This window comes from Roseofilum halophilum BLCC-M91 (assembly GCF_030068445.1).
GTDB classification, from domain to species: domain Bacteria; phylum Cyanobacteriota; class Cyanobacteriia; order Cyanobacteriales; family Desertifilaceae; genus Roseofilum; species Roseofilum halophilum.
On sequence record NZ_JAQPOK010000145.1, the window covers coordinates 1 to 5,942 of the forward strand.

General features: G+C 44.6%; 8 protein-coding genes and 1 pseudogene. 3 read left to right on the forward strand and 6 right to left on the reverse strand.

Going from position 1 to position 5,942, the window contains the following annotated elements:
- Positions 1-251: 251 nt before the first annotated feature.
- Entirely contained in the window at positions 252-467 is a 216-nt protein-coding gene (locus PJF56_RS18500; RefSeq protein ID WP_283764185.1) for a hypothetical protein, read from the forward strand.
- Positions 468-470: 3 nt separating this feature from the next.
- Here the strand turns inward: PJF56_RS18500 and PJF56_RS18505 are convergent, their stop codons facing one another.
- The gene (locus PJF56_RS18505; RefSeq protein WP_283764186.1) at positions 471-1,667 is read right to left on the reverse strand and encodes a FecR family protein; all 1,197 of its coding nucleotides are present in this window, start codon (positions 1,665-1,667) and stop codon (positions 471-473) included.
- A gap of 161 nt (positions 1,668-1,828) precedes the next feature.
- Between PJF56_RS18505 and PJF56_RS18510 the strand changes: the two genes are divergently transcribed.
- Entirely contained in the window at positions 1,829-2,323 is a 495-nt protein-coding gene (locus PJF56_RS18510; protein WP_283764187.1) for a J domain-containing protein, read from the forward strand.
- A gap of 29 nt (positions 2,324-2,352) precedes the next feature.
- Positions 2,353-2,625 (forward strand): DUF3143 domain-containing protein, encoded by a 273-nt coding sequence (locus PJF56_RS18515; protein WP_283764188.1) that lies wholly within the window; start codon positions 2,353-2,355, stop codon positions 2,623-2,625.
- 138 nt (positions 2,626-2,763) lie between these two features.
- Here PJF56_RS18515 and PJF56_RS18520 read toward each other — a convergent pair whose 3' ends face one another.
- The 5 genes and pseudogenes from PJF56_RS18520 to PJF56_RS18540 form a co-directional block, all read right to left on the reverse strand.
- Positions 2,764-3,738: a glycosyltransferase family 2 protein gene (locus PJF56_RS18520; RefSeq protein ID WP_283764189.1), complete on the reverse strand. Its 975-nt coding sequence runs from the start codon at positions 3,736-3,738 to the stop codon at positions 2,764-2,766.
- 15 nt (positions 3,739-3,753) lie between these two features.
- Positions 3,754-4,113, reverse strand: a complete 360-nt coding sequence (locus PJF56_RS18525; protein ID WP_283764190.1) for an EamA family transporter — start codon at positions 4,111-4,113, stop codon at positions 3,754-3,756.
- The gene (locus PJF56_RS18530; RefSeq protein WP_283764191.1) at positions 4,110-4,772 is read right to left on the reverse strand and encodes a class I SAM-dependent methyltransferase; all 663 of its coding nucleotides are present in this window, start codon (positions 4,770-4,772) and stop codon (positions 4,110-4,112) included. The genes PJF56_RS18525 and PJF56_RS18530 overlap by 4 nt, the downstream gene beginning before the upstream one ends.
- The gene (locus tag PJF56_RS18535; RefSeq protein WP_283764192.1) at positions 4,773-5,627 is read right to left on the reverse strand and encodes a class I SAM-dependent methyltransferase; all 855 of its coding nucleotides are present in this window, start codon (positions 5,625-5,627) and stop codon (positions 4,773-4,775) included.
- A gap of 12 nt (positions 5,628-5,639) precedes the next feature.
- Positions 5,640-5,801, reverse strand: a pseudogene (locus PJF56_RS18540) (element excision factor XisI family protein); the annotation flags it as partial.
- Between the last annotated feature and the right edge of the window lie 141 nt (positions 5,802-5,942).

The following is a 5,942-nucleotide window of genomic DNA, read 5'->3' on the forward strand; positions in this document are numbered from 1 at the left end:
GCAGTTTTCGCTGCTATGCGGTACATTTCGATCCCCCCAACCCCCCTTAAAAAGGGGGGCAGTAAAAGTCCCCCTTTTTAAGGGGGATTTAGGGGGATCTTTTCTGACTGTACCTCATTACCGCGCGAAGCGCTGTATCAAAAATCCAAAAGAAACGGTTTTAATTTTTAATTTTTAATTGCATGTTGTGGGGGCGGGTTCACAGTGCGATCGCCGATCTCGTAGGTTAGGTTGAGGGACGAAACCCAACAATGGCAAGGTGTACAACTCCTCTGTTGGGTTTTGCTTCGCGCAACCCAACCTACACACGCTGCAACCTGACTACCCATTACCTATTACCTATTACCTATTACCGCGCGTTTCATGTCTGCGAAGCAGAAAGCGCTATAAATTTGACTCAAAAAGCTGCTGAAATCACCAAAAACGGATTAACCGTCGGCGTAACCAACATTGCCAACGCCAACTGACTCCTAGGATAAACAATGACTAATGGGAATGTCTGGATAAGCTTTAATTTGCTCGATCTCTAGGTTAAGATCTCGTTGTTCCATCGATAAATCGTAGCGAATTTTCACCACCGCTTTTAACTCCAAATTCTCTATATTGACCTTTTCCCCTAAGGCTTGCAGTCGCAGAGCTTCAATCGGAATAGTTTCGGACATCGGGGGTAAAGTCCCATTCTGATTATTAATTAATCTGGCCCCCATGCTAGTATACAAAGGAACCCAGTTCTGTTCCTGCAAAGCGTAAACCTGATAAACAGCATTGGCATATCGAGTCAGGGGTTTATCTAACACCTTGAGTTGAATCAGTAATCCTCCTTGCCGGGCTGAAGTTAGGCGGGCTAAACTCAGTTGAGTTGTCCAATTTTGTTGGCTTTCTACTGGTGCAGAAGCGGCGACAAAATTAGCGGGACAACGGAACGATCGCTCGACAATCCGTTGGGAGAGATAGGGGGGAAAGATTTGATCGGGATATAGGGTTTCAAAGGTTTGTTTAATGGCAATCAGATTGGGTAATGGGGTGGAAAAATCCCTCATCAATTCTCCGTTTAGAATCTGTGCATAACCGCTAGAAGAGAGGGGTTGAACGGGGTTAAAACGACCATCTGATTCAATGATGATGTCTTGCCCCTGCTGCACGGAAACTGGGGCTAAATTGGGGATTTGAGGATTGCTGATTTCAATGTCTCCTTCTAAAACGGCATAACGGGTTTGGTTATTGTCTAGTCTCTCTAGGAGATAAGTCGCTTCCCGTATGTTTGAATCAACATTGGGAGTACAAGCGTTACTGGCTCCACTGACTAACATCTGTCCCTGTTGCAGTTGCAAGCATTGACTGCCCAGAACTAAGGCGGAATTGCTTCCTAAACGGGCGATCGCCCCCGTATTAACTTTGAGTTCTACTCTTGCTCCGGTAGTTTGAATCCGTTCCCCTAATCTGGCTTTGTCGTTTGGAGCCACGAGACGACGATTAACTAATACTTGTCTGTCCACAATTTCGGCGATCGTCGCTTCGGTAATCCGAGCATTCTGGGCAATACTGGGGGGTAAAGAAGGTTGGGCAAGAATGGTTAAACTTACTGTGGCCAAAAATACCCATATCCACTGAGATAAGCGCCGCGATTTTCTCAATTGCCTAGCCAACGAAAAAATTTTACTTACCATAATTGGGGTCAAGTTGCATTCTGAATACCTTGGATAATAGCCTAGGGCAGACGATAAATACTCGTCAAAGTTCCCTGGCGATCGCCCGAAGAAAGGGAAGGGCTGTAAAATGATTTAAAATCCATTACAGTTCTTCAGTGTTGTGACCTAAACCCTCATCCGTGAATCATCCTTCTTCGAGTTCTTCCGATCGACATCAGCAGACGGTTTCATCCACCCACTATACCCGATTAGGGGTTCATCCTTTGGCTTCTGCTTTGGAAATTCGCCGAGCCTATCGGGAGTTGAGTAAGCGCTATCATCCAGATACGACAGATTTAGAGCCAGATGTAGCAACCCGGCGCTTTCAGGAGCTAAATGAAGCCTATGCAGTGTTAAGCAATCCAGAGCGCCGGGGAATCTACGATCGCGCCATGGGTTATTCTCGATTCTATGTCGTGCATTCTCCTGTGGATTTGCGCTCCGGGAATTCCCCCCATGATTATCGTTCTTCAGCTTACCTTGATTCGCGCGATCGCCCCCTCTCATCGGGGGAACTGTTTGCCCTGTTTATTCTGGGACTGACGTTTGTGGTATGTTTAGGATTGGCGATCGCGATCGCCTGGTTGAATCCCGAACTGATTTCACCCACCCTATCCCTACCTCCATCTCCATAAATTTATCCTCTCGATCTTCTTTTCCGTATATGTCCCTTCCTACTTCCAATACTCCCCTATACAACCATCCCCTCCCACAAATTGAACAATGGTTAACTGAACTTGGGGGTGAACAAGATAAAGAAGAACTCCATTGTTGGCGGTTGTCACATGACAGTTGGAGCGCAGAAATTTATTTAGAAACCGAACAGCTCATTGTCTGTTACTTAAAAGCAGACAGTGACGGCAACGATATTCAACGAGGGTTTAAATATTCCCTCAGTCGTCAAGATATCCAAGATGCCGTATTAGACGGCCCGTAAATAAGGAACAATTAACAATTAACAATTAACAATTAACAATTAACAATGAACAATTAACAATGAACAATTAACATCAGCCACCACGATGATTAGCTAAAGTCCCTCTTCCGTGGGAGAGGGATTAAGGGAGAGGGCATTTCAACTGTTAGTTCTCCTCAACTTCCGTTGCAAGGGAATCCGAGGCGTAATCGAAATATCGTAATTAATAAACGATAACAGCAATTGAAAGCCCAGAATAATCGGCAGAGCGGCTAACATCACCGTTCCCGCAGTCGCCGTTTCTCCCGTAGTAAAACTATTCAGCCAAGACACCCCCCCGAAAATAAAGCCAAAGCCCAACAAAGGCAACCCTAGCAACAGCTCTAGGGAGGCGATCGAAAAACTTCTCAGATAATAATTATAAAAAATTCGCTTGATAAAATTACAGCAATTTCCCCATAAAAACGGCAGGAAAATCTTCATAATCTTCAGATTACTTTGCTCATTTCCATATTGGGAAGCCATCGGAATATCCATCACCACCGCTTGCACTGTATTCAGACGAAACAGTACATCCGACTCAAAGAAAAACCGTTTACTCAGTTTCCGCAAAGGAATCAGTTCTAACACTGCATGATGAATCGCGGTATAGCCATTTGTCGGATCGAATAAATCCCAATATCCAGAAGATAACTTCGTTAAAAACGATAAACCCCCATTGCCCAATACCCGAATCATCGGCATCCCTTGCAGGTGTTCCGGATGATAAAAGCGATTCCCTTTCGTATAATCCGCTTCTCCTGAAAGAAGGGGCGCAATCAATTGGGGGATAAAACGGGGATTCATTTGCCCATCCCCATCTAGCTTAATCAAAATGCTGGCTCCATCTAGAAGCGCCTGTTGATATCCCGTAATCACCGCACCGCCAACTCCTTGATTTTGGCGATGGTAGAGGACTTGAACTCGGCAATCTTGACTATTTTTTTCGACAAACTCCCCCGTATTTTCCGGGCAACCATCATCCACCAGGTAGATTTTATCCACTGCTGCGCCAATTTCCGATAACACAGACTGGATATGTTGGCGCACTCGGTAACAGGGAATAATCACAGCAATTAGCGGCTTTGAACTCAATTTAACTCCCCTCTGTTATTGATAATTCATAATAACTAAACCGGACATAATTAGGGCAACTCCCACCAGATAGCGAGCATCAACTTTTTCACCTAAAAAAAGGCTACTCAATAGGGGAACAATCACAAATGCCAATGCCATAAATGGGTAAGCTTGGTTGAGTGGAATAAACCGCAACAACCACATCCAAAATAGGGTAGCCGAGCCATAAATAATCAGGGCGCTCCACAGATAGGGATTGCTTAAATAGCTCATCAGCGTCAGCCCTTGGGGAGAGTGGGTATTACTAAAGTTAGCAGCTAACTTAAACAGGAGTTGCCCTAGACTGATGCTGAAGACACAAGCAATTAAGTAAGTGATAATTTGTAACGTCATTTTTGGGGAGGTTTAAGTTTCCAAACCGTAATTAAAAACAAGGGAAATAGATTCCAGACTAGGGGCACAAATTGGCGGTTAATGGGATGAAAGCCTTGAGATTCTAGATAGGCTTCGACTTCGTATCCGGTATGATAATGATCGGGGGGTTTTTCGATATTAAAAACGGTGCGTAACCCTTGATAAATCCAGTTTTCTGTCGGTAAGGAGGTGATTAAAACTCCTGTGGGTTTGAGCCAAGATTTTAGAGGTTGGGTGGGGATGGATAAATCTTGGAAGTGTTCGAGAACATCAGCCGCAATGATAGCGTCGAAGGATTCATGGGGTAGGTTGACTTGACTGACATCTTGTTTAATAATTTGAATATTAGAGAGATCGTAGTGATGGATGACTTGACGCGCTTCGCGATCTTCGAGATCTAGGAAGAAGACGCGATCGAAATCATCGGCTAATGTGGGTAAGAAAATGCCGCCCCCGCCCCCGAAATCTAGGCAAGTTTGTCTTTTGATATGCAGATCTTGCAGGGCGGAGTAGATGAGTCGGAGACGCATCCAGAAGACGGCTCGGACTAAATCAATTTTAGAATAGTATAGGGTGGGGATGCGATCGTTATCGGTGGCAATTTGGGCTAAAAAATTGGGATCGAGTTTAATAAACATCTAAGAGTCTTTTTGATAAATCTGGAGCAGGATATCAGAGGGACATTGATGAATCAGAGGGTAGAGGATAAGCAACCCGATATAAAGTATAGCGGAAATCAGCCACCCAGAGCTTTTGTCCATGCGTAACCGTTGCCAAAGTCCTTTGATTTGAAGGGTTTCTAGGGTTTGACTGTGGAGCAGCTTAAAGCCATAGGGAGTTACATAGTCTTTTAAGTTCTGGGGATTGACATAAATGAGATGGGGGAATGGATAGTTTTTCTGCCACAGTCTATCCCAGGGTTGGGTATATCCGAGTTGGGCAAGTTTTTGGGCTATTTTGAAGAAGATGCCTTGACTGTTGGGGATGTTAATGATTAGTTTTCCGTCAGGGTTGAGGTGATGAGAACAGGCTTGGAAAATTCTGGGTAAATCGGGTAAATGTTCGAGGGAATCGTTAAAGGAAATGATATCATAGCGTTCTGAGTCGTTTAAACAGTCGGGAAAGTAGCCAATTTTAATGTTCAATCCTTGGGCAATTCCCTGGATGGCAACGGCTTCTTCGGGTTCAATTCCCATGGCTTCTATTCCCCGTTGAGTCGCTGCTTCTAGAAACCATCCATAGGCACAGCCAACATCACAAAGGCGCTGATTTTCTAAGGGGCTATAGGTTTGTAAAATATCGAGAATTGTGTTAAAATTACTCAGGCGCAGTTGTTTTAAGCCTTGGGCACGATTTTCTTCAATAATGGTTTCTGAGTGCTGTGCGACATCAGCGCTGAAATCGGAAACCCAGATATCGCACTGCTGGCAGTATAATAATCCTGGCGATCGCCTGGGTTGGAGAGTTCCTTGACAAACGGGGCATTCTTGCATAGTTCTTTGCTATCAGGTATATTGATGGCGGTTCTCCTCTGGAGACGCTACGCGATCGCGCTCCACACCATAACCCGTATAGGGGCGCTTATAGGGTGGCTGTAACCCTAAAACAATATCTTGTTTTGGCACTCCCATTGCCACCAACTCTTCACCCACATCACTATCCAATGTTAAGAATAGATGGAGAAAAAAGCTCTCAAATCTGGTAAGATAGAGAGCAGAAAAAAATAATAACTAATAACTATGTTAGTGAAAGTTCCCCCGTCTGTCAAAAAAATCTTAGCGGCTCTGCCCAGAGATGATTATCCCGTT